Origin of the sequence: Stenotrophomonas sp. CFBP 13718 (assembly GCF_014842145.1) — a bacterium.
Lineage (GTDB): Bacteria > Pseudomonadota > Gammaproteobacteria > Xanthomonadales > Xanthomonadaceae > Stenotrophomonas.
Genome location: NZ_JACYVC010000004.1, coordinates 65395 through 86189 on the forward strand (window position 1 = coordinate 65395; position 20795 = coordinate 86189).

Annotated in this window: 20 protein-coding genes and 1 tRNA gene; 12 read left to right on the forward strand and 9 right to left on the reverse strand. The window is 66.2% G+C overall.

What is annotated here, in order from left to right:
* Window positions 1–14: 14 nt before the first annotated feature.
* The 8 genes from IFT58_RS08340 to trxA form a co-directional block, all read right to left on the reverse strand.
* The gene (locus IFT58_RS08340) at window positions 15–1910 is read right to left on the reverse strand and encodes a DUF885 family protein (RefSeq protein ID WP_192094447.1); all 1896 of its coding nucleotides are present in this window, start codon (window positions 1908–1910) and stop codon (window positions 15–17) included.
* A 95-nt stretch (window positions 1911–2005) separates the two neighbouring features.
* The gene (locus IFT58_RS08345; RefSeq protein WP_192094448.1) at window positions 2006–2782 is read right to left on the reverse strand and encodes a queuosine precursor transporter; all 777 of its coding nucleotides are present in this window, start codon (window positions 2780–2782) and stop codon (window positions 2006–2008) included.
* Window positions 2779–3459, reverse strand: coding sequence for a DUF502 domain-containing protein (locus IFT58_RS08350; RefSeq protein WP_192094449.1), 681 nt, complete (start codon window positions 3457–3459; stop codon window positions 2779–2781). The genes IFT58_RS08345 and IFT58_RS08350 overlap by 4 nt, the downstream gene beginning before the upstream one ends.
* Before the next feature lie 150 nt (window positions 3460–3609).
* Complete coding sequence (locus IFT58_RS08355) at window positions 3610–4287, reverse strand: twin-arginine translocation signal domain-containing protein (RefSeq protein ID WP_192094450.1); 678 nt, start codon at window positions 4285–4287, stop codon at window positions 3610–3612.
* Window positions 4288–4418: 131 nt separating this feature from the next.
* A complete protein-coding gene (locus IFT58_RS08360; protein WP_192094451.1) occupies window positions 4419–4880 on the reverse strand; it encodes a DUF4442 domain-containing protein in 462 nt (153 codons plus the stop codon).
* Between the two features lie 71 nt (window positions 4881–4951).
* Entirely contained in the window at window positions 4952–5404 is a 453-nt protein-coding gene (locus tag IFT58_RS08365; RefSeq protein WP_192094452.1) for a hypothetical protein, read from the reverse strand.
* A gap of 95 nt (window positions 5405–5499) precedes the next feature.
* Window positions 5500–7101 (reverse strand): CHASE2 domain-containing protein, encoded by a 1602-nt coding sequence (locus IFT58_RS08370; protein ID WP_192094453.1) that lies wholly within the window; start codon window positions 7099–7101, stop codon window positions 5500–5502.
* A 144-nt stretch (window positions 7102–7245) separates the two neighbouring features.
* Window positions 7246–8097, reverse strand: coding sequence for a thioredoxin (gene trxA / locus IFT58_RS08375; RefSeq protein ID WP_192081881.1), 852 nt, complete (start codon window positions 8095–8097; stop codon window positions 7246–7248).
* Between the two features lie 115 nt (window positions 8098–8212).
* On the opposite strand from trxA, the gene IFT58_RS08380 reads away from it, so the two are divergent.
* From IFT58_RS08380 to IFT58_RS08435, 12 genes are all read left to right on the forward strand, one after another.
* Complete coding sequence (locus IFT58_RS08380; protein WP_192081880.1) at window positions 8213–8827, forward strand: DUF998 domain-containing protein; 615 nt, start codon at window positions 8213–8215, stop codon at window positions 8825–8827.
* A 98-nt stretch (window positions 8828–8925) separates the two neighbouring features.
* On the forward strand, window positions 8926–9189 hold the full coding sequence (locus IFT58_RS08385; protein WP_192094454.1) for a hypothetical protein: 264 nt from the start codon (window positions 8926–8928) through the stop codon (window positions 9187–9189).
* A gap of 100 nt (window positions 9190–9289) precedes the next feature.
* The gene (leuS, locus tag IFT58_RS08390; protein ID WP_192094455.1) at window positions 9290–11929 is read left to right on the forward strand and encodes a leucine--tRNA ligase; all 2640 of its coding nucleotides are present in this window, start codon (window positions 9290–9292) and stop codon (window positions 11927–11929) included.
* 127 nt (window positions 11930–12056) lie between these two features.
* Window positions 12057–12698: an LPS assembly lipoprotein LptE gene (lptE, locus tag IFT58_RS08395; RefSeq protein ID WP_192094456.1), complete on the forward strand. Its 642-nt coding sequence runs from the start codon at window positions 12057–12059 to the stop codon at window positions 12696–12698.
* Between the two features lie 12 nt (window positions 12699–12710).
* A complete protein-coding gene (gene holA, locus IFT58_RS08400) occupies window positions 12711–13751 on the forward strand; it encodes a DNA polymerase III subunit delta (RefSeq protein ID WP_192081876.1) in 1041 nt (346 codons plus the stop codon).
* A 3-nt stretch (window positions 13752–13754) separates the two neighbouring features.
* Complete coding sequence (nadD, locus tag IFT58_RS08405) at window positions 13755–14423, forward strand: nicotinate-nucleotide adenylyltransferase (RefSeq protein WP_192094457.1); 669 nt, start codon at window positions 13755–13757, stop codon at window positions 14421–14423.
* Between the two features lie 70 nt (window positions 14424–14493).
* The gene (gene rsfS, locus IFT58_RS08410; protein WP_188326652.1) at window positions 14494–14922 is read left to right on the forward strand and encodes a ribosome silencing factor; all 429 of its coding nucleotides are present in this window, start codon (window positions 14494–14496) and stop codon (window positions 14920–14922) included.
* 70 nt (window positions 14923–14992) lie between these two features.
* Window positions 14993–15463: a 23S rRNA (pseudouridine(1915)-N(3))-methyltransferase RlmH gene (rlmH, locus tag IFT58_RS08415; RefSeq protein ID WP_192081874.1), complete on the forward strand. Its 471-nt coding sequence runs from the start codon at window positions 14993–14995 to the stop codon at window positions 15461–15463.
* Between the two features lie 22 nt (window positions 15464–15485).
* Window positions 15486–15562, forward strand: a tRNA-Asn gene (locus IFT58_RS08420).
* Between the two features lie 115 nt (window positions 15563–15677).
* Window positions 15678–16208 carry a DUF3757 domain-containing protein gene (locus tag IFT58_RS08425; protein ID WP_192094458.1) on the forward strand — a complete coding sequence of 177 codons (531 nt, stop codon included), beginning with the start codon at window positions 15678–15680 and terminating at the stop codon, window positions 16206–16208.
* Window positions 16209–16289: 81 nt separating this feature from the next.
* Window positions 16290–17042 (forward strand): hypothetical protein, encoded by a 753-nt coding sequence (locus IFT58_RS08430; protein ID WP_192094459.1) that lies wholly within the window; start codon window positions 16290–16292, stop codon window positions 17040–17042.
* 141 nt (window positions 17043–17183) lie between these two features.
* On the forward strand, window positions 17184–17444 hold the full coding sequence (locus IFT58_RS08435; protein ID WP_192094460.1) for a hypothetical protein: 261 nt from the start codon (window positions 17184–17186) through the stop codon (window positions 17442–17444).
* Window positions 17445–17853: 409 nt separating this feature from the next.
* Here IFT58_RS08435 and IFT58_RS08440 read toward each other — a convergent pair whose 3' ends face one another.
* Entirely contained in the window at window positions 17854–20667 is a 2814-nt protein-coding gene (locus tag IFT58_RS08440) for a TonB-dependent receptor (protein WP_192094461.1), read from the reverse strand.
* Window positions 20668–20795 lie beyond the last annotated feature (128 nt).

The window sequence follows — 20795 nt, forward strand, 5'->3', positions numbered from 1 at the left end:
GGGACCTGGTCCGTTCACCGCGCGGGCTGTCCCATCCAGCGGATCATCCGCTGTTCCAGGATGTCCAGCGGCATTGAACCATCCTTGAGCAGTTCGGCATGGAACGCGCGGATATCGAAGGCCGCTCCCTGCGCTTGCCGCGCACGATCGCGCAGTTCGACGATCTTCGCCTCACCCAGTACGTTCGACAAGGCCTGGCCCGGCTGCGCCATCATCCGCTCGACCTCGGCATTGGCGTCTTCGGTGGTCATCGCCGTGTTTTTTTCCAGATACTCCACGGCCTGCCTCTTGCTCCAGCCCTGCGCGTGGATGCCGGTATCGGCGACGACGCGCGCCGCGCGCGTCAGTGCCGCGTGCAGGTAGCCGATGTGGTCGTACGGATCGGTGTACAGGCCCAAGGGCTCGCCCAGCGACTCGGCATACAGCCCCCAGCCTTCAATGAAGGCCAGATCACCACCGAGGCGGCGAAACCGCGGCAGTTTTTCGATTTCCTGCTGCAGCCCCAGCTGCACGTGATGGCCGGGGACTGCCTCGTGCAGATACAGCATCGGCACGCTCCAGCGGCGTCGCGTGGGCAGGCTGCTGGTGTTCACGTACAACACGGCAGGGCGCGCACCGGGCACACCCTGCTGGTAAAAGGCGGCCGCTGCGGTGGCGGCACGTTCCTGCTCCACCGGCTGGATCTCCAGCGTCGCTTTGGGCAGGGTCTGCAGCACCGTAGGCAGTTTACCGGTGACCTGCTGCTGCACCTGGCGATAGCGGCCCAGCAACGCATTGGCGTCGTTGTACTGGAACTGTTTGTCGCTGCGCATGCTGCGCAACAGTTTGGCCTCGTTGCCACGCAGCTTGTTGTCTTTCATCACCGTGGCGATCTGCGCATGCAGGGCCTGCACCCGCTGCTCGCCCCAGGCATGCAGCTGCGCCGGATCCTGTGCCGTGGCGGTTGCTTGGCGCAGCGTGCCGGCATACCACGCCGCACCGTTGGGCAGTGCGCCGATACCGGCGCTGGCGCGGCAGGCGGGCAGGTATTCGGTGGCGATGAAACCGCGCAGCGCGCGATACGCCGGCATGATCCGGTACTCGATCATGCGCTTGTACTCCGCGCTGATACGGGCTTTTTCGTCGGCCGGAATGCTGTCGGGCATGGTCCGCACCGGCGTCCAGAAGATGCTCTCTTCGGCCGTGGGCTTGATCACTGCATCGAGCTGGGGCAGGACTTTTTCCATCAACTCGCGCGGCTGCACCACGCCGGCGGCCATGCCTTGGCGCATGTTGGCGATGGCCTGGTCGAACAGCTCGGGAATGCCGAGCGAGCGCTTGGACCAGTCATCGTAGTCTTTGACTGTGTTGAACGGCTGCGCGCCGGCACCGGCGCCCAGGATCGCCATGATGCTGCCGAGGTTGTAGTACTGGCTGATCGGCAGCATCCACGACGGGTACTGTTCGGCGGCCAGTGAGGCGCGTGCGTCGCGCACGAAGATGTCGTAGCTGAGCAGGTCCTGGCCCTGCAGGCCGGCGCTGCCGATCTTCTCCACCTTGCCCAACCATTGGGTGGTGAAGTCATGCGACTGCTGGCGCCAGGTGGCTGACAGGATGTTGGGCAGCTCGGCGTTGTAGCGCGTTTCGCCCTGGAAGGTCGCCTGCAGCGGATTGAACCGCATCGACGCATCCCAGTATTCCTCGTACAACCGCTCCAGCTGGGCGGCCTTGCTGGCTTGCGCGGCCGGTTGCCGGGCGGCAGCGGCAGCGGCGGGACGCGCACGCGGCTTTGCCTTGGGTTTTGCGGCCTGCCGCGTCTGCGCGGCAGCGGGGCGGGTGGCTTTCTTCTTCGCGGCATCGGCCGGCGGCGCAGCGCTGAACAACATCAGCGAGGCAAGAGCGACCGCCAGGGCGCGGGCAAGCTGGGGCATCGGTCATTTCCGTGGAACACAGATCGTGGAGCTTGCACGATCCAGACGCATACGGCCAGCGTTGAGAGCGCAGTCAGGAAGAGCCGTGTTGTCGCTCAGTCAGCTGCCGCGTCGGCCCGCAGCTGTTCCGCGCGCGCTGCGCCAAGGTACTGCGTGATTGCATGCCGTGCCAGGTACAGCAAGGGGATCAGCGCAATGGCGAAGCCCATTTTGTAGACATAATTCACGGTACTCACGGCCAAGAACAGCGAGGTCGGCCACTGTTGCGGCCCCAGCACGAAGGCGATCCAGACGACCACGAAGCTGTCGATCAGCTGGGACACTGCGGTCGATCCGGTGGCCCGCAGCCACACATGACGTTCGCCGGTGGCGCGGCGGATGCGGTGGAACACCGCCACGTCGATCAGCTGGCCGACCAGGAACGCGACCAGCGAGCCGGCGATGGTCCACATGCCCTGGCCGAACACCACGGCAAACGCGGCCTGGTAGTCCGGCACGCCCTGCGCGTTCATCGAGCCGATCCACCAACTGGCCGGTGCCAGCGAGATCGCCGCATAGGCGAACAAGAAGCCGTAGCAGATCAGGACTGCCGCCAGCCACGAAATGAAGCGCACGCCGCGCTTGCCGAAGAACTCGTTGATGATGTCGGTCATCACGAACACCACCGGCCACAGCAGGGTGCCGGCGGTGAAGCTGAGCGAGCCGGTCTGGCCGAACAGGTTCCAGTTCAGCGGTGCGATGCCGAGTGTGTCTTCCAGGGCGAAGATCTTCACCCCGATCAGCTCGGCCAGCACCGCATTGGCACAGAAGAACGCGGCCAGCCCGATGAAGAGCAGGACTGCACGGTCCTGTAGCGGCCGCACGCTCATCATCCGCGTTCGCCCGCGCGGGTGAACGGCACGGTGTCCGGTGCTACCGCGCCACCGGAGATGATGAAGCTCATGGCCTGGTCCACGGTCCAATCGGTTGGTGTGAGCAGTTCCACCGGCACGATCTCCAAATAACCGGAGGTCGGATTCGGCGTGGTTGGCACATACACGGCGGCCAGTTCGCGGCCCGTGCCCTGTTCGCGGATGACCCGCGTCACCAGCCCCACCGCCTTCATGTCACGGTGCGGAAAATCGATCAGCACTACGCGCTGGGTGGTGCCCGGCTCGGTCTGCAGCATATCGAGCAGCTTCTTGGCACTTTCATAGATGATGCTGGCCAGGGGAATGCGCTTGATCACCGCGCCGACCCAGCGCAGCAGGCGCTGTCCCACTACGCGGCGGCTCAGCACACCTACCGCCAGAATCACCAGCAGCGTGGCGACAAGGGCGACCACGTTCTGGATCCACTCGGCGTGCACCCAGCCCAGTGAATTGGGGAACCACGTAGCGATGCGCTCGGACATCGGCACCACCAGGGGGCTGGAAATCCCCGACAACAGCACGAAGACGAACTTCACCACGACCCACGTGAGCCAGATCGGCAGCAGGGTCAACAGGCCGGTCAGGAACAGGCGCTGCAGGGAAGGGCGGGGGACAAGTTCGGGGGCAGGGAGTGACATCGGCTTATTGTAGCGGTCGCTGCTGATTGGTCACGCGGTCTTGGTCGAACGACATCCAGCTGCTCAGGGGCTGTCGTGCCAACCGTGACGGTGACGTGGACGGCGCTGCGATGACGTCGCAGCACCCCGCAGTGTGCGTCAGATACCGGCCTAGCCGCTGGCCAGCACCACGGTCCATTCGCCGATCAGCGGAGCCGGGGCACCGGCAACGGCGTGACGCAGGTCCAAGGTGACCGTGTCCCGTTCTGCAGGTGTCAGCGCCTGATAGAGCCGGTCCGTATCGTTGAGTGGCTCGCCGGCGAAGTAGATCTGGGTCACCAGCCGATCGTGCTGGCCGCGGATGTCGAAGTGGATATGCCGCGTGCGCAGCCAGGGAGATTCGGGGTCGGGGACCGGATAGGCGCCCGGTATCACCGTCAGGAACCGGAAGCGGCCCTCCGTGTCGGTGCGTTGTCGCGCGAAGCCCTGGAATGCGGGGTCCAGCGGGGCCGTGACGTTCGTATCGCTGGCATGGGCATAGCGGCCATGCGTGTTGGCCTGCCACACTTCAATGCGGGCACCGGCGACGGGGTGACCCAGGGTATCGAGAACCCTGCCGCGCAGGTCCAGCACGCGTCCCTGTGCAACGCCGGGCTGGCCGGCCACGCGGGTGAGATCGGCATCCTCGTCCAGTGGGCGCACGATGGGGTAGAACGGCCCCATGATGTCGGCCACCGTGGGGCGGCGTTGCTGCTGTGCACGTGCGGAAGCGGAAGCGGTCAGCAGTGCAGCCGCCGCACAGGCTGCCGCTTTCAGCGCACCGCGCCGGGTTGTCATCGAGTCGGACATGCGGGATCTCCTTGATGTGTCGCCGGCCGCGCCGAAAAGTGCGACTCGTGGACATCATCACCGGCAAGGAAATGCGCGGTTGTGCGTTGCTTCCCGATATGCGAAAAGCCAATGTGGATCGGGAATTCGACTCAGCCCGCCCGCCTTGCCTGCGGCTTGAGCCGGATGTAGACCTGCTTGCGCACGCGTGCGACCACGTCGCCGTTGGCGTCGATCACATCGTTGCTGTACCAGCGCAACTGCTTGCTGCCATCGGCGGCGGCCTGGCGGATCTCGGCAAGCATGGCCTCGTCGATGTGGAACGTTGCGCTGACCGTGCCGCGGCCGGGTTTGAGGAACTCGATTGCGCCCGCGCGATCCCATACGTAGTAGTCGCGACCCAGGTTGTTCATCAGCCCCAGCATCCAGAACGGATCGGTCATCGCGAACAGGCTGCCGCCAAAATGGGTGCCGACATAATTACGGTTCCACGGGCGCATGCGCAGCTCGACGGTGATGTCGCGGTAATCGGCCGCAATGTGACGCACATGGATGCCGGCGAACAGGAAGGGGGGCCACAGGTTGATGCCGTGGCGGAACAGGCTGGCTTTCATCGAGACGCACACCGGGGCGGGGGGCGTCCAGTCTAACCATGCGCATGCGTATGGAAAAGGCCTGCCTGTCATCAGGGCTGCGGCGGGTGCGGCAGGCGCCAGGTGTACGTTCCGTTCTGCTGGGGGATCGCCTCCCCTTTGTCGGTGATCGCGTCCTGTATGAAGAAGCCCGCCGTGCCGCTGTCCTGGACGAAGGTGAGTTGATGGAACGCGGTGCGGTGTCCCCAGTCCGGAGAGGGCAATGAGATGTAGCGGACGGTGAACGTCTGGTCGTCGAACGCGCCCTGCAGCACGTAGACGCCCCAGTGGTCTTCACCCTCGGAGGTGATGCGGTACATGCCGTTGTCGTAATGGACGAGGCGTGCGTCCGGAAACGGCTTTTCCTCGTAGAGCTTGCGGTAATGCAGTTGGTGTATCGCGATCGCATGGCCTGGTTGGAGCGGATCCGCGGTGGGCAGAGAGACTGCGGAAGGGCTGGTGGCCTGCATCAACGCAAGGGTCAGCGGAAGACTGGAAAACGTCATGGGCAGCTCGCGGCGTCGGGGTGAGCCTCGACCGTCGGCATTTTCCCGCTGAGCGACAAGAGGCAGTCACGTCATCAGACGGTGCGTGGACGGACTCAGCCGGTGCTGGAGATGGCGCTGGGAAGGCGCGGATCCGCCTTGGCCTGCTGGAGTGCGTTCTGGGCGTCGGCGAGGACAGCGGGGGCGACCCCTTCCGCGCTGGGCACCCGGCAGTGGATGCCGATACGGACGATGCGCGACGCAGGGGTCATGCCGTGCTCGGGCTGCACGCCGTGCAGATCGCTGAGAAGTGCTTCCGCGACCTGCGTGGCGCCGCTGCAGGGCGTATCCGGCAGGATCAGGGCGAACGTGCCGGCGCCGAGGCGGGCGGCCGTGTCGCGCGGGCGCCGCGCATGGGCGCTGATGCCCCTCGCCAGGCACTCCAATTGGCGATCATTGGGCGGGTCGTCGACGCCTGCGACCTCCACCAGCATGAGCGAGAGCGGGCGCTGGGCGGCATGCGCCGCTGCGCAGGCGTGTCCCAGCGCCTGGTCGAATCGCGATCTTCCGGCGAGGCCGGTCGCCGGGTCCATGCCCGACGGGTGCCGCGCCACGATCCGCCACGCTGCCCATGCCACCCCTGCGACCGAGATGCACGCCAGCGCGGTCGCCGGTGCCCACCAGACGTGAGCTGCACGCAGCATCGCCGCTGCGATCAGCAGGGGTACCAGCGGCCCGGCTACCGCTGCCGTGCGGGCGATGGCACCGCCACTGGCCAAGGCGAGCACGCTGACCGCCACCAACAAGGCCGTCGCGGCACCATGCCAGCGCCTTGGCGGCACGAGCACGGTCTGCTGCTGCAGCAGCGCCGAAGCGAGGTTGCCCTGGAACTCGATCTCGCTCATGGCCGGTGGCAGTGGGCTGTGCATGCCTGGCCCGGCGGCCAGGGGCGGCGTTGTCAGTCCGATCAGTATCCTGCGGCCCTGCAGACGAGAGGGCGCGATGCGGCCGCTGAGCACATCATCATAGGAGACGCGTGCCAATGTGCCGGGCGGACCCACCAGTCGGGGGCGGACCGTGGCGGCATGCCGGTCGATGACACGGGGGTCCGGAGCGACCAGTGCCACGCCAAGCGCTGGCCAGTACGGTGCGCCGACGCCCTGCTGCAGTGACACATCACGCACTACGCTGTCGCGATCGGGGTGCGCCATGGCGTGGCCCAACGCCGCGGCGCCGGCGCTGAACACCGGAATCGGCCACTGATCTTCGCGCAGCGCGGCCGTATGGGGCCACGTGGTCAGTACCGGCAGTACGACATGGCCATTGCGCCGGATCGCGGCCGCAAGGTCGGCATCGGCACCCGGCTGCGGATCGGGCTCCTGCAGCGGCAGGTCAAGGACGATGCGACGTGCACCCGCGTCGGTAAGCCGGTCCAACAGCCGCGCGTGGACGGTCCGCGGCCATGGCCACGGACCGATCTTCCGCAGGCTGGCGGGATCGATCGCGATGAGCAGGACGCTCGCGTCCGCGCTGGCGCGCCAGTGGCGCGTCAGCCGGTCGTAGATCGCCGTGTCCAGTGGCTGCAACCAGGGACCGTAGCTTGCCGCCCCAGCCAGCAGTCCGGCCAGCACGACCAGCAGCAGGCGCAACGGCCACCGCAGCGCAGCCCGGTGGGCGACATCCGGTGCATCAGGTGCTTGGCCATCGACAGGTGCCACGCGATCCTCCCCCCGGAAGATCGGCGGAGCCGCCGCACGACCCGATGGTCGGTGGTCGTTCCCGCCGTGATCGCTGGCGTGCAGTCACCCCAGCGTCCGCAGTATCGCGCTACGTCCTGCGTCAGATTCTTAACGCATTCAGCATTAGAACAGCAGCGCCGCCATCTTCCGGCGGTACTGGCTGACCAGAGCGGGGTCTTCAATGACATTGAACGCGTCGATCAATGCCTTGCGCGGCAGTCCGTCATCGTAGGTACGATCGAGGCGCAGCATGGCCAGGAACTGGTCCAGCGCGGCCTGGTCCTCACCGGCCAACAGATGCTGCACGCCGCGCAGATGCCGCGCCGCCAGATCTGCATCGTCCGCGGCGATCCGCGCATCAAGTGTCTCGGCGGCGGGGGCGTCCTTCAGCGCGGTGGCGAATGTCAGGCGCGCGCGGGCGCGCACGGCACGGTCATCGGTAGCCAGGTTGGCGGGCAGGCCATCGATCAGGCCGCGTGCTTCGTCCACGCCGCCGATCTGCAGCAGGGCCACGGCAAGGTCCAGCTTCAGCGCTTCATTGCCGGGTTCAGCGGCAATCTGCGCGCGCAGCACATCGACCTGTGCCTGCGGATCCAGAGGTTCCGGCTCCGTTTCGGGCACGGGCTCGGCCGGGCTGATGCCATGCTGGGCCAGGAATTCGCGCAGCTGGCCTTCGGGCACCGCACCCGGGAAACCGTCAACCAGTTGCCCGCCCTTGACCAGGAAGACGGTCGGTACCGAGCGGATCTGGAACGCCGCTGCGATCTGCTGCTCCTTGTCCACGTCCACCTTGGCCAGCTGGAAGGCGCCGTTGTATTCGGCGGCCAGCTTCTCCAGCAGCGGGCCCAGCGTCTTGCAGGGTTCGCACCACGGTGCCCAGAAGTCGACCAGCACCGGCGTCTGCAGCGATTTCTGCAGTACTTCGGTTTCGAAGGTTTCGGTGATGGCGTCGAATACGTTCGGCAGTTCGCTCATGGAAGCTCTGGATCTACGGCGGGAAAACGATTCTATGGTGACGCCCCACGCCTGACGCAACCCGCCTGCGCCGCAATGGCCCACAATTGCGCATTGTCTTCTGGAGCCTGCATCAATGCCCCTGCACTCGCCGCGACGTATCGAAAACCCGCTGGGCGCCATCGCCGCCGCGATCTTCATCCTCGCCGTGGTCGGCTTCGGCGCAGCGCTGGACGGGTATGTGCAGGCCCGCCATCCGGTGGCCTTGCTCGGCGCTGGGGGAATGCCCCATGCACTGGCCTTCAACGTGCTTGGCTGGGCGGTGCCGGGCTTGCTGGCGGTGGCCGTAGCGGTTTACCTGCTGCTGCGTCTGCCGGTGGGCAGCCACTGGGTGCAGCGGGTTGCGGGCCAACTGCTGGTGCTGGCCGGCATGGCGTTTACCGGCATGGGCCTGCTGCCGCTGGATGTGGCGGACCTGGATGGACCGGCGAGCCAGGCCCATGCCAGTGCGTGGATGGTCTGGGCGCTGGCTTTCATCGCCGGCACGCTGATGCTGGGCATCGGCAGCTGGAAGACCCTGCCGCCGCTGGCGCGGCTGGCCCTGTCATGCGGCCTGGTCGCCGGTGTGAGTGCGTTTGCCCTGCAGGGCCTGGTGCCGGCGCCGATCGCACAACGCGTCACCTTCCTCGCTTGGGCGATATGGCTGGGCCTGGCCCTCCCGATGATGGGCAGGTCGTCGCCCCACCGATGAAGCGGTTGCTCGCCGCAGACGCGGATTTTCGTACTTGTCTGATGTCGTGAATGGGCCTGGGTGGCCATCCTGCCTGCATCACCGCAGGAGGGCGACCCATGAAGTTCCGTCATTCACTGCAGTTGCTGGTCATGGCCGTGGCCATCCCGCAACTGGTCCAGGTGGCCCATGCGGAGGCCTTCGTCTGCAGGGCCAACATCACCACCGGCGACGGGCGCCACAAAGCGGTCTCCGGCTGGATGCACGCTGACTCCGCCGCGCTGGCCGACCAGGCCTGGCGGGAGCGGGTGCATGGCCAGCACCGTCCGCGCCAGATCGCCTCCACCCGCTGCACCCCGGTCGCCGCACCCCCCCGCCGCTGAAGGCTTCCCGGGCAGGCGGCGGAGGCGCTGCGCCGCTGATTGGAGGCTTTTGCCGCACTGCGGTACCCTGTGCCGCTTTGCCGCCGCACTTGTGTGTTCCATGACCAGCGTCGAACCAAACGCCTACGATCCGCAGCAGGTTGAATCCGCCGCCCAGCAGTACTGGGACGGCACCCGTGCCTTCGAAGTCAACGAGACCTCGGAGAAGCCGAAGTACTTCTGCCTGTCTATGCTGCCGTACCCGTCCGGGGCGCTGCACATGGGCCATGTGCGCAACTACACCATCGGTGACGTGATCAGCCGCTACAAGCGGATGACCGGGCACAACGTGTTGCAGCCGATGGGCTGGGACGCTTTCGGCCTGCCGGCCGAGAACGCCGCGATCAAGAACAAGACCGCACCGGCCAAGTGGACCTACAAGAACATCGATCACATGCGCACCCAGCTGAAATCGCTGGGCTATGCGATCGACTGGTCGCGCGAGTTCGCCACCTGCCGCCCGGAGTACTACGTCCACGAGCAGCGCATGTTCACCCGCCTGATGCGCAAGGGCCTGGCGTACCGTCGCAACGCGGTGGTGAACTGGGATCCGGTGGATCACACCGTGCTGGCCAACGAGCAGGTCATCGATGGGCGCGGCTGGCGTTCCGGCGCGCTGGTTGAAAAGCGCGAGATCCCCCAGTGGTTCCTGCGCATCACCGATTACGCCCAGGAGCTGCTGGACGGCCTGGACGAGCTGCCGGGCTGGCCGGAATCGGTCAAGACCATGCAGCGCAACTGGATCGGCCGGTCCGAAGGTCTGGAAATCCAGTTCGCGGTGCGCGATGTGGACGGCAGCACGCTGGACCCGCTGCGGGTGTTCACCACCCGTCCGGACACGGTGATGGGCGTGACCTTTGTGTCGATCGCCGCCGAGCATCCGCTGGCCCTGCACGCGGCGAAGACCAATCCGGCGCTGGCCGAGCTGCTGGGCGGCCTGAAGCAGGGCGGTGTGTCCGAAGCGGAGCTGGAAACCCAGGAAAAGCGGGGCATGGACACGGGCCTGAAGGCTGTCCATCCGGTCACCGGTGAAGAGGTCCCGGTGTGGGTCGCCAACTTCGTGCTGATGGGCTACGGCACCGGTGCGGTGATGGCCGTCCCCGGCCATGACCAGCGCGACAATGAGTTCGCCAACAAGTACGCGCTGCCGATCCGCCAGGTCATCGCGCTGAAGGCACCGCGCAAGGACGAGGGCGCCTACGATTCCGCCCGCTGGCAGGACTGGTACAGCGACAAGACCCGTGAGACCGAGCTGGTCAACTCCGCCGAGTTCGATGGCCTGGATTTCCAGGGCGCGTTCGAGGCACTGGCCGAGCGTTTCGAGCGCAAGGCGCAGGGCCAGCGTCGGGTCAACTACCGCCTGCGCGACTGGGGCGTGAGCCGCCAGCGCTACTGGGGCTGCCCGATTCCGGTGATCTACTGCGAAAAGTGCGGTGCGGTACCGGTGCCGGAAGAACAGCTGCCGGTCGTGCTGCCTGAAAACGTCGCCTTCGCCGGCACCGGTTCGCCGATCAAGACCGATCCGGAATGGCGCAAGACCACCTGCCCGGAGTGCGGCGCCGCCGCCGAGCGCGAGACCGATACCTTCGATACCTTCATGGAATCGAGCTGGTACTACGCGCGTTACACCTCGCCCGGCGCGCGCGACGCGGTCGACAAGCGTGGCAATTACTGGTTGCCGGTGGACCAGTACATCGGCGGCATCGAGCACGCGATCCTGCACCTGATGTATTTCCGCTTCTATCACAAGCTGTTGCGTGACGCGCGGATGGTGGACAGCAACGAGCCGGCGCAGAACCTGCTGTGCCAGGGCATGGTCATCGCCGAGACCTACTTCCGCCCGAACCCGGACGGCAGCAAGGACTGGATCAACCCGGCGGACGTGGCGGTGGTGCGCGACGACCGCGGCCGCATCACCGGCGCCACGCTGATCGCCGACGGCTTGCCGGTGGAGATCGGCGGCACCGAAAAGATGTCCAAGTCGAAGAACAACGGCGTGGACCCGCAGACCATGGTCGGCAAGTACGGCGCCGATACGGTGCGTCTGTTCTCCATGTTCGCCGCGCCGCCGGAACAGTCGCTGGAGTGGAACGAGGCCGGCGTGGATGGCATGGCCCGCTTCCTGCGCCGTCTGTGGGTACAGGTGCACAAGCATGCCGGCGAAGGCGCTGCGGCCGCGCTGGACGTGGCGGCGCTGGACGCCGGGCAGAAAGCGCTGCGTCGCAAGACCCACGAGACCATCGGCAAGGTCGGTGACGACTACGGGCGCCGCCACAGCTTCAACACCGCGATTGCGGCGGTGATGGAGCTGATGAACGCCCTGGCGAAGTTCGACGACAGCAGCGTGCAGGGCCGTGCGGTACGCCACGAGGCGCTGCAGGCCATCGTGCTGATGCTCAATCCGATCACCCCGCATGCCAGCCATGCGCTGTGGCAGGTGCTGGGCCACGGTGAGACGCTGCTGGAAGACCAGGTCTTCCCGCAGGCCGATCCGGCGGCGCTGGTCCGCGACGCGCTGACCCTGGCGGTGCAGGTGAACGGCAAGCTGCGTGGCACGATCGAGGTGGCCGCCGAGGCGGCGCGTGAGCAGATCGAGGCACTGGCACTGGCCGAACCGAACGCGGCCAAGTTCATGGACGGCTTTACCGTGCGCAAGATCATCATCGTGCCCGGCAAGATCGTGAACATCGTGGTCGGCTGATCGCGGGACGGGCGGTGGCGGCCCTGGGTCGTCACCGCGCGTTCCGACGGCAGAATATCAATCCCCATTCACGCATCATCGGGCAGGCTATGTTGCCGCAACTGCCCGGCTACTACAGACTGTGCCCATGACCCGAATCCTGCTCGCGCTTCTCTTTGCCCTCGGCCTGGCCGGTTGCGGTTTCCACATGCGCAACAAGCTGATGCTGCCGGCCGATACGGCGGCGGTGAAGGTCGTCTCCAGCGCGCCCTACAGCGAACTGGCCAAGCTGCTGCGCCGCAGCCTGCTGGCATCGGGCGCCGAGCTGGCCGACGAGGATTCCAAGGCACCGGCTGCACAGCTGCAGGTCCTGTCCGAGCGCTGGGGCGACCTGCCCATCGCGATCGACGCGCAGGGCCGTGCCCAGGAGTACAGCCTGCGCTACGCGGTGATCTTCATCTTCCGCCGCGAAGATGGCAGCGAACTGGTGCCGCAGCAGGTGATCGAATTGTCGCGGGACTACGTGTCGCCGCCAACCGACGCCACCGGTACCACGACCGAGCGTGAGATCCTGGCTGACGAACTGCGCCGCGAGATGTCGGCGTCGATCATCCGCCGCATCGACAGCGTGGTGCGTAATGAACTGCGCGAAGGCCGCAGCCTGTCCGCGCCGGTGGATGGCGTGGTGGTTCCGGCCGGTCCCGCGTCGGCGGGCGTGCCGGCCATCCAGACCACCGTGCCGACGGCCAAGCCCGCACCCGAACCGGCCACCCGGCCGGTGCAGGACTGAGCCGGCCCCGGCATGGAACTGCGCCCGGAGCAGTTGGCCAGTGCCGCTGGCGGGCAGCCGCTGGCGCCGGTCTACCTGGTCGCCGGGCCGGAGACCCTGCGCGTGCTGGAAGCCGCCGACGCCGTACGCAGCCGCGCACGGGCCGAGGGCATCAGCGAACGTGAAGTGTTCGACGCCGATGGCCGCGATTTCGATTGGGGCAGGCTGGAGGCGGGCTTCAATGCGCCCAGCCTGTTCAGTGCGAGAAGGTTGATCGAAGTGCGCTTGCCCAACGGCAAGCCGGGCAAGGAGGGCGGGCAGGTCATCAGTGATTTCTGCGCGTCCCCACCGCCGGACGTGGTGCTGTTGATCACCACCAACGAGTGGAGCAAATCCCACCAGGGCAAGTGGGCCGATGCCGTGGGCCGTGCCGGGGTGATTTCCGTGGCATGGGCGATCAAGCCGCACGAGCTGCCCGACTGGATCGAGCGCCGGCTGCGCAGCAAGGGCCTGCGTGCGGATCCGCAGGCGGTGCAGCGACTGGCCGAGCGCGTGGAAGGCAACCTGTTGGCTGCGGCCCAGGAAATCGACAAGCTGGCGCTGCTGGTGGACGGTGGCGACGTGCTGGATGTTGAAAAGATGGATGCGCTGGTCGCCGACGCGGCCCGCTACGACGTGTTCCGGTTGGTGGAGTCCACGTTCTCCGGCCAGCCAAAGGCTGTGCTGCGCATGGTCGCTGGCCTGCGTGCGGAGGGTGAAGCGGTGGCGGCGCTGATGCCGATCGTCATCCGTGAGCTGCTGGCGGGGGCGGGCCTGGCACAGGTGCAGGCACGCGGTGGCAACCTGGCGGCGGAGATGAAATCCCGCGGAATCTGGGAATCGCGGCAGGCGCCCTACAAGCGTGCGCTCCAGCGCCATCCCGAGGCCAAGCGGTGGGAGCGGTTCGTGGCTGAAGCGGGCCTGGTCGACCGTATCGCAAAGGGGCGCGCCGACGGCGATGCCTGGCTCGCGCTGGAGCGTCTGCTGGTGGCCGTGTCCGAGGCGCGTGCGGTGCGTCTGCTCGCCCGGGCCTGACCGATGGCGAAGGGCCTGCGCCTTTATTACGGCGGCACGTTCGACCCGGTTCACCTGGGTCATCTGGCCATTGCCCGCGCTGCGCGCGACGAGTTACAGGTCACCGTACGCCTGCTGCCGTCCGCGGACCCTCCGCATCGCGCAGCGCCGGGCGCCACGGCCGTCCAGCGATGCGAGATGCTGCAATTGGCGCTGGCCGACGAACCCGGGTTGCAGCTGGACCGGTTGGAACTGGAGCGCGCCGCGCGCACGCCGGGCGTGCCCTCCTATACGTTCGATACGCTGTCCGGCCTGCGCGCCGAGGTCGGCCCGGAGTGCCCGCTGGCGTGGCTGCTGGGGGCCGACAGCCTGTTGTCGCTGGCCACGTGGCACCGATGGCGCGAGCTGCTGGACCTGGCCCATTTCATCGTGGCCGAACGCCCTGGCAGTCCGCTGCCGGAGGTGGTGGCCGGCGAGCTCGGCCAAGCGTTGCAGGGACGCTGGACCGATCGGGGCCAGGACTTGGCAGCTGCCGCAGCCGGTCGGGTACTGCGCCTGCGTCAGCCCCTGCGCGGCGAGTCGGCCAGCACGGTGCGGGCCCAGATTGCCCGTGGCGGGGCAGGGCGCGATCTGATGCCGCCGGCCGTGGCCGATTACATCGCCGCCAATGGCCTGTACCGTACTGCCGGCTGAACATCGCCATGAATGGCACGCTGCCGCTGTGGCCGTATAATCCCCCTTACGTTTATCGAGTCGACCCGCTTTGAGCAACCAGCCCGAAACCCAGTCCCAACCCCAGACCATCAAGGTCGATCTGCCCAGCCCGCCGCCCTCCGTGGAGCAGCTGCTGGCCTGTGTCATGGAAGCCACGGAAGAGCTGAAGGCCAAGGACGTGGTGACCATCGACGTGCGTGGCAAGTCCAGCGTCGCCGATTATTTCGTGATCGCGTCGGGCACGTCCTCGCGCCACGTCAAATCCATCGCCGAAGAAGTCGTGCGCTTCGCCAAGAAGATCGACCAGATGCCGCTGGGCACCGAGGGCGAGCGCGAAGCCGAATGGGTGCTGGTGGACCTGGGCGACGTCGTCGTCCACGTCATGCTGCCGCGCATGCGCGAGCTATATGCGCTCGAGCGCCTGTGGACGGTCGGTGACCAGCCGTCTTCGCGCGACGAGATTGAAGACGAAGTCTGAGCGGTCCTGCCGCGTTGACGTTGCACTCTGACGGCGCCGATGGCGCCGTTGGACGTTATGAGGAGCCAGGATGAAAGCACGCCTGATCGCGACCGGTGAACGTGCCCCCAGTTGGGTGGCGCAGGGCTTTGCCGAGTATCAGAAACGTCTGTCGCATTGGCTGCCGTTTGATCTCGTGGAGATCGAGCCGGGCCTGCGCGGCAAAGGGCGTGACGCGCGCCGCGCCACCGATGACGAGGGCAAGCGGGTGATTGCCGCGCTGCCAAAAAATGCCTATGTGGTTGCGCTGGATGTGCCGGGCAAGCAGCTCAGTTCAGAGCAGCTGGCGCAGCGCCTGGAGCACTGGCGCGGGCAGGGCAGGGACCTGGCGTTTCTTATCGGTGGGCCGGAAGGCCACTCTGCCGAAGTGTCCGCATTGGCCGATGAAAAATGGTCGATCGGACCGCTGACCTTGCCACACATGCTGGTCAGGCTGGTGGTGGCCGAACAGCTGTATCGCGCGGCCGCGATGTTGGCCAATCACCCCTACCATCGCGCGTGAAGAGTCGTTATACTGGTCGTCTGCCCGAATAGCTCAGCCGGTTAGAGCACTTGACTGTTAATCAGGGGGTCGTTGGTTCGAGTCCAACTTCGGGCGCCATTTTGAAAACCTGCATCGTGAGATGCAGGTTTTTTTTTGCCTGTTCGGATGCGCGAGGGAGCGCATGCCACTTTTTAACAATACTGTATGGCGATCGTGGGGCAGCATTGTTCTGATGAAGCACACCCTCCGAGAGGTAATGTCGATGACTCCTTCCATCGCTGTAGCTGCCACTGTTGCCCTTGTCGCCGCGTGCTCATCAGGCGTTCTCGCGGCCGAACCGGCGCCGGGCCACGACAACGCTTCCGCGCTGATGGCATGCCCACCGGCAGCCCGGGTACACGTGCAGGACGGTCGCTACCACGCACGCGAGACGCTGGACGGCTGGGAGGGCGAATGGGTGTCGCCGGCGCGGCCATCGGGCGCCGTATCCCGCCTGGAAAGCGCACTCCTGTATACACAGGGTGCGGGAACCGACGCCATCCTGGTCAACTGCACCTATGGCCTGATGTCGGGACAAGAAATCGACCTCGCTTACCAGCCGGACGGGTCGGAAGGGCAGCTCGGCAACCTTTACGTGCATGTGGAAGACAAGACCGAGTGGCTGCGTGATCCCGACGACGCGGCCGGAGACGCGTTCAGGGAGTGCTTCCCTTCTTCCGCATCGCGCGCCTGCCGTTTCTTCCCGTTACGCTACGGTCGCTAGCGATCCAGCGGCGGGTGCCTGAGGGCGCTTTCCCGGTCGACTCGTGGCATGCTCCGTCCATCCCTTGGCCGGAGCGTCACGATGGGCGAGATCATGACAGCGGTGGTCGTCTTTTCCTGCCTGTGCACTGCATCCATCGGCATGCTCTACCTGTACCCCAGGCTCTCTGCCCGGCATCGTGACGATGACACCAATACGGTGCTGAGGTTGGTGGCCAACATCTTCGTGGTGATGACCTCGCTGGTGTTCGGCCTGCTGATCAACTCCTCGAAAAACACCTTCGAGACCATCGACTCCAACGTCCATGCGTATTCCACCAGTCTGATCATGTTGGATCGATCACTGCGCACGTATGGCGTGGAAACCGATGAGACCCGTACGCGGCTGATCGAATACATCGAACTGGCGATTGCCGATCCCGCGCGTGGCGATGATGCGCTGTCGCATCGGCGGAGCCCGGCGGCGAACGCGCTGGATCAGGTCGGAGGAGCACTGGACCGCATCGCACCGTCTGACCGGTATCACGAAGGCCTGCTTGCAGACGCGCGTCAGCAGTTCCAGTCGGTCGTGCGGCAGCGCTGGAGCATCGTCGAGCAATCCGAAGCCAGCGTGCCGCGGTTGATCATCTGGATGCTGATGGCCTGGATGACGCTGATCTACGGCAGCTTCGGCTACCGCGCCCCACGCAATCCGATGGTGGTCGGCATGTTCGTGGTGTCTGCTGCCCTGATCGCCGTTTCCGTCTACTTCGTGCTGGACATGAGCGTGCCGTTCCACGGCCCGATCCAGGTATCGGACGCACCGCTGCGCAGGGCGCTGGCGCAGATCCAGTAGCGCCGAGCCACGCTCGGCGGAGCGCGTCACCGTTCACGCGCGTGCAGACGAAAAGCCGCCGAAGTGCATCACCGCGTTGTAGCGCCGCGCCACGCGCGGCGTTAACCTCGATGACCGGTTCAAACATGGAAGGAGCACGACATGGAAAAACAGCAGGCCGAGGCCGTCTCCAGTGCATTGTTCGCGCCCGAATTGCAGGCGCAGCAGCAGCGCAGCGCGCAGTTGGCTGTTGCTGCGGCGCGACGCGAAGGGCAGCGCCAACGGGGCGCCTTTGCATTGGCGGGCGTTCTGGTGGGCGGACCGCTCGCGTGGGTGACTGGCGCCTCTATCGGCTACGGTGCGTTGTTGGGCATGGCGGCCGGATGTGCGCTGCACGCAGCCAGCTCCTTCGCGCGCCGGTAGCGCCGAGCCATGCTCGGCGGAGCGCGTCACCGTTCGCGCGCGTGCAGACGCAAAGCCGCCGAGCACGGCTCGGCGCTACCGGAATGCACCACCGCGTTGTAGCGCCGAGCCACGCTCGGCGGAGCGTGTCACCGTTCGCGCACGTGCAGACGCAAATCCGCCGAAGTGCGTCACCGCGTTGTAGCGCCGAGCCACGCTCGGCGGAGCGCGTCACCGTTCGCGCGCGTGCGGACGCAGAGCCGCCGAAGTGCATCACCGCGTTGTAGCGCCGCGCCACGCTCGGCGGAGCGCGTCACCGTTCGCGTGCGTGCAGACGCAAAGCCGCCGAGCACGGCTCGGCGCTACCGTCACACATTAAAAAAGCCCGGGCGCGTGGCCCGGGCCTTTTCATTGAAGCGACAGCCTTCCCTCAATTGAACGTGTACTTCGCCCCCACGGTGAAGTAACGTCCGATCGCGCCGCTGAAGTGCAGCGGGTTGTAGTTGATACCGCCGTAGGTGGCCGGATCCAGCGGGGCGGTGCGGTCGAACACGTTGGCCACCGAACCGAAGATCTCCATGCTGTCCGCCACCTTCCAGTTGGCGGACAGATCGAAGGTGGTGAACGAGGCCAGCGAGCAGTTGCCCGGGGCCGGGCTGCCATCGGCACGGAAGTTCAAGCAGTCGTCTTCTTTGGTACCGCCGGTCTCAGCCAGGTTGTCGATCGCGCTGATGTAGTTGACGATGCCGCTGACCGACCAGTCGTGGTAGTTCCAGGTAGCGCCGAAGTTGATGCGGTCCTTCGGCGTGCCGATGCAGTTGGTCACATCGCAGTTGCCATGCGTGCCCGCGTACTCGTGCGTGGTGCCGCCCTCGGTCCGCTCGAACTTGCTGGTGTGGCTCCACTGCAGGTCCAGCCGCAGATCACCCGCGTTACCCAGCGGAATGTCCTGGCGGATGTCCGTATCGATACCTTCGACCTTCGACGCACTGGCATTTACGTAATTGGTGTTGATGGCCAGGATCGAGCCGGTCCCCGGCACGCCATTGAGCAGATCGGTATCGCGCAGCACGTTGCCCGATGCAATGGCGTCGGCCGTAGAGCCCTGTGCGATTTCGTTGCTGCGCTTGATCCGCCAGGCATCGACGGTGATCGAGGTGGTGCGGGTCGGCTGCAGCACGATCCCGACCGAGTAGCTCTTGGACTCTTCGGCTTCCAGGTCCGGGTTCGGCCGGGTGATGATCGCAACAGGCTGCTGGCCGCAGTCGTCCTGCGTGCCGCCCGGTGCCGGGTTGCCGCCGGGGCAGCGGACCGGATCGAGTGCGTTGGAGAACGCGGCCAGGCCGCCATCTCCGTTCTCGGCCGGGTTCGGCGCACGGAAGCCTTCAGCGTAGGTGCCGCGCAGGGCAAACCACTCGGCCGGGGTCCACTTGAAGCCGACCTTCGGGGTCACCGAGTCGTCACCGCTTTCGTATTTGTCGTAGCGTGCGGCGGCCGTCAACTCCAACGATTCCAGCACCGGCGCTGCAAGCTCCGCGTAGCCGGCGTATACGTTCTGGGTGCCGTCATAGGCGGAGTAGCCCAAGCCGATGATGTCGCCCACATCGGTGTAGGTCTGCGGCGTGAGGCTGTTGGTGGTGCGACGCCATTCGGTACCGATGGCCAGGCCGAGCGGGCCACCGGCCAGGTCCATCAGCGAGCGGTTCACCTTGAAATCGAACATGTCCAGGCTGCTCTTGGCGTTGGCCTGGATGGTCGGCGAGATGTAGTCGTACAGGCTCTGCGGATTCGCATCCGATCCGGCGCCAATGTTCCAGGTGCCGGCCGGGCAGGCCAGGTCACCGAGCACGCACTGGACCGCGCTGTAGCGCAGGAAACCATCGCGCTTGTTGACCAGGTTGGTCGACGAGTGCAGATAGCCGGTGTCGTAGCTCCACTCGCCCCAGGTGCCCTTGACCCCGGCCAGGAAGCGGATGAACTCGTTCTTGTTGTTGGTCACCCGTGGACCGACGTCGAAGGCGTTGTAGCGCACGCGCACCGGCGTGGCATACGGGTTGTCCGGGTGGCCAACAGCGAGCACGGTGGCGCCGGGGCCGCTGTTCGCGTTGACGGGGCCTCCCTGGAACCCCCAGGCGCCGGAGACGTTGGAGGGCGTGTTGTTGAAGGTGGTTTCCTTGCTCGAGTAGCCCATCTCCACGTACGCCTCGGCGCTGTCGTTGAAGGCGAAGGTCGCGCGGCTGAAGACGTTGACGTACTTCTCTTCCGGGCTGAGATCACGGAAGTTGGCCATGTCCCACAGGCAGCCGCCACCCGGATCCTGCGGGCTGACATCGGAGAACTGGGCGCAGCCAGGCAGTGATTCCAGCAGCCCGGTGGTCGGGTTGAAGATGCTGCCGGCCGGCGAGTTGCCGCCGCCGCTGCCGTTGCCGGTGATCGCGCCGCCGAGGAACTGGCTGCCGCCGGCACTGTAGCCCCAGCGACGCAGGTCGCCGGTGCCGATCCAGTCACGGTTGCGGCGGTCGCTGACCCGGATGCCATCGGTCTTGCCGACGTCCAGGCTGAAGAACGCATTCCACCCGTCGGTGGACAGGTTGCCGGTACCGGCCGTCAGCGTCGCCTTCTTCGCATCGCCGTCGCTGTCGCCGGACAGACCGTAAGACCCACGCAGGATCACGCCCTCGAAGTCACTGCGCAGGATGATGTTGACCACGCCGGCAATCGCATCGGACCCGTAGGTAGCGGACGCGCCGTCTTTCAGCACCTCCACGCGCTCCACCGCATCCAGCGGAATGGTGCTCAGGTCGGTGAATACCTTCTGGCCGTCATCGGCCAGGCCGTAGGTGGCCATGCGGCGGCCATTGAGCAGCACCAGGGTGGAGCCGGCGCCGAGACCGCGCAGCGAGATGCCTGCGCCGCCGCCAGCGAAGCCATTGCCGAAGGTCTTGGGGATGGAACCAGAGCCATCCGAGGTGAGGGTCTGCAGGTACTCCGCAACGGTGGTCTTGCCGGTGCGATCGATTTCCTGGCGGGTGACCACCTGGACCGGCGATGGGGTTTCGGTGTCGGTACGGGGGATGTTCGAGCCGGTGACCGTGACACGGTCCAGGTTGGTGGCCTGCTCCTGCGCGAAGGCGCTGGGGGAGACGGCTGCGGCCAGCAGCAGGGCGCCGCCGGTCAGAATGTGGGTGATGGAGGCGGCAAGCGGGGTGCAGCGGGTGGCGGGGCAACGGGTCGGATGATTCACAGCTCTCTCCTGACTGGGAAACCTTGATGGCGTCGTTCGATCGCGGGCCCCCTTGCCCCGCGATGGCGTCAATCTAGGTTCGTATCAGGTGATGCAAGAGTGAAATTTTGCTTAATTCGCACCGCTCT

What these genes read in the sequence shown, in the direction of transcription:
- IFT58_RS08340 (WP_192094447.1), bottom strand. Translation starts at nt 1,910, where the DNA reads ATGCCCCAGCTTGCCCGCGCCCTGGCGGTCGCTCTTGCCTCGCTGATG.
- IFT58_RS08345 (WP_192094448.1), bottom strand. Translation starts at nt 2,782, where the DNA reads ATGATGAGCGTGCGGCCGCTACAGGACCGTGCAGTCCTGCTCTTCATC.
- IFT58_RS08350 (WP_192094449.1), bottom strand. Translation starts at nt 3,459, where the DNA reads ATGTCACTCCCTGCCCCCGAACTTGTCCCCCGCCCTTCCCTGCAGCGC.
- IFT58_RS08355 (WP_192094450.1), bottom strand. Translation starts at nt 4,287, where the DNA reads ATGTCCGACTCGATGACAACCCGGCGCGGTGCGCTGAAAGCGGCAGCC.
- IFT58_RS08360 (WP_192094451.1), bottom strand. Translation starts at nt 4,880, where the DNA reads ATGAAAGCCAGCCTGTTCCGCCACGGCATCAACCTGTGGCCCCCCTTC.
- IFT58_RS08365 (WP_192094452.1), bottom strand. Translation starts at nt 5,404, where the DNA reads ATGACGTTTTCCAGTCTTCCGCTGACCCTTGCGTTGATGCAGGCCACC.
- trxA (WP_192081881.1), bottom strand. Translation starts at nt 8,097, where the DNA reads ATGAGCGAACTGCCGAACGTATTCGACGCCATCACCGAAACCTTCGAA.
- IFT58_RS08380 (WP_192081880.1), top strand. Translation starts at nt 8,213, where the DNA reads ATGCCCCTGCACTCGCCGCGACGTATCGAAAACCCGCTGGGCGCCATC.
- IFT58_RS08385 (WP_192094454.1), top strand. Translation starts at nt 8,926, where the DNA reads ATGAAGTTCCGTCATTCACTGCAGTTGCTGGTCATGGCCGTGGCCATC.
- leuS (WP_192094455.1), top strand. Translation starts at nt 9,290, where the DNA reads ATGACCAGCGTCGAACCAAACGCCTACGATCCGCAGCAGGTTGAATCC.
- lptE (WP_192094456.1), top strand. Translation starts at nt 12,057, where the DNA reads ATGACCCGAATCCTGCTCGCGCTTCTCTTTGCCCTCGGCCTGGCCGGT.
- holA (WP_192081876.1), top strand. Translation starts at nt 12,711, where the DNA reads ATGGAACTGCGCCCGGAGCAGTTGGCCAGTGCCGCTGGCGGGCAGCCG.
- nadD (WP_192094457.1), top strand. Translation starts at nt 13,755, where the DNA reads ATGGCGAAGGGCCTGCGCCTTTATTACGGCGGCACGTTCGACCCGGTT.
- rlmH (WP_192081874.1), top strand. Translation starts at nt 14,993, where the DNA reads ATGAAAGCACGCCTGATCGCGACCGGTGAACGTGCCCCCAGTTGGGTG.
- IFT58_RS08425 (WP_192094458.1), top strand. Translation starts at nt 15,678, where the DNA reads ATGAAGCACACCCTCCGAGAGGTAATGTCGATGACTCCTTCCATCGCT.
- IFT58_RS08430 (WP_192094459.1), top strand. Translation starts at nt 16,290, where the DNA reads ATGGGCGAGATCATGACAGCGGTGGTCGTCTTTTCCTGCCTGTGCACT.
- IFT58_RS08435 (WP_192094460.1), top strand. Translation starts at nt 17,184, where the DNA reads ATGGAAAAACAGCAGGCCGAGGCCGTCTCCAGTGCATTGTTCGCGCCC.